Origin of the sequence: Vibrio makurazakiensis (genome assembly GCF_050337375.1) — a bacterium.
Classification (GTDB): Bacteria; Pseudomonadota; Gammaproteobacteria; order Enterobacterales; family Vibrionaceae; genus Vibrio; species Vibrio makurazakiensis.
Genome location: NZ_JAKJSW010000425.1, coordinates 1 through 1,513, shown reverse-complemented (window position 1 = coordinate 1,513; position 1,513 = coordinate 1). Strand labels below are relative to the sequence as shown.

Here is a 1,513-nt window from a genome sequence, read left to right as displayed (position 1 = left end):
CACAACAACCGACACTCTGTTACAAAACGGAGGGGAAGAAGCACTTATTGAAGTTTCAAACAAATTCGCCATACCGATACTAAGTTCAAATAAGTCTGGAATTCAACATGGTTCTACATTTGGCCCAGTAGCAGACTTTTATACCCTTGGTAAAATGTCAGGCCTGCGAGCAGCGCAAATACTACGTGAGGGTATTGAGCCCCGTTTTCTAGAATCTCAATTTCAGCCCCAACCAATATTTTTGATCAATAAAAAGCAAGCCGAAAAGTTCAACATTTTGATACCTGAAAACCGTGGTTACTATCAGTGGTATGAGTAACCTATAATGAAGTTACTCCCTAAACTGCTCATTTTAGTCTCATTATTAACCATCATAACTATGTCTATTATTGGTTATGGTATCTATGCCATTGCCAAAAAATCGATTGATATCATTGTTGACCAACAACTCAACGGAACGTTAGAGCTTGTTGAAAGCATCATTGAAGAAAATAATGAGAAACTGGTTTCGATTGCAAACATCACCTCAAAGAACCGGCTTTTGAGCAAGGCACTTGATCGAGGGATTAACCTTGGAGTCAGCCAAACCCTAAATGACACTGCGTCTTCATACACTAATATCAATTACCTGCTTGTCGTCGATTACGATGGCACAGTGTTCTCGACATCAACAACAACGAGCTCTGGAGCAAAGTTTTCTGGTGAACTATTACTCAGTTCCAACTTAAATGACCACCCATTATTTTCTCAGCAACTGCAAGATAAAGTCTTTGTCAGCGAACCAAACATCGACCCCTTTAAAAGTGACTCCGGCGAGTCAAACCTTTCTCAATGGATCTCTGCACCTATTACTCGTCACGGAAAACTTAGTGGTTGGTTAATCATTTCCACGCAATGGGGGGAAAGCTATCAAGCACTGCTCTCCAACTCTATAGAAAGACTGGTGAAAGCTTCTTATCCCGTAATTGGCATTAAAGTCTACCCGACGGGTAAACGCCATTTAGCCATTGAAGAACGCCCAAACAATTATAATACCGACGTAATTTCTAGGTCTCAGTCATTGCCCGTAGGTTTCGGTGGCATAGATTTAGAATTGCAATTCGATAAATTGAAAACCTATCAAAACTTAAACTCGATGATCATTTCGGTCATCTACCTAATATGTGTAGGGAGTATACTTTTAGCGTTAATGCTGTTTATCGCTTTACGCCAACAACTCATCAACCCTATCACTAAACTCGTCTCCGGTATTCAAGGTATCGAGAGTGACCACTTAACAAAACGAATCGAAGTCAACCGGCATGATGAGCTTGGCAAAATTGCTACCTCGATTAACGAAATGATGACAAATCTCAGTAACTCTATGATTTCCGCTTCACTCTTAGATAAAGAAGTGAAAGAAAAAGAACAGCTAATGCGTAGCGTGACAGAAAGTAAAAGTAGGCTCTCTGCTATTTTAGATACCGCTGCTGACGGTATCATCACGATTGATATCAAAGGGAAAATACTATCA

2 protein-coding genes are annotated in these 1,513 nt (G+C 40.2%); both read left to right on the top strand.

The annotated features are described in order from the left end of the window. Positions 1 to 319 (top strand): ABC transporter substrate binding protein (locus L4C33_RS22140; RefSeq protein WP_428814538.1); only part of this gene is annotated, 319 nt, incomplete at its 5' end. A gap of 6 nt (positions 320 to 325) precedes the next feature. Continuing rightward, positions 326 to 1,513, top strand: a 1,188-nt coding sequence (locus L4C33_RS22135) for a HAMP domain-containing protein (RefSeq protein ID WP_428814537.1), incomplete at its 3' end; no start/stop codon positions are given.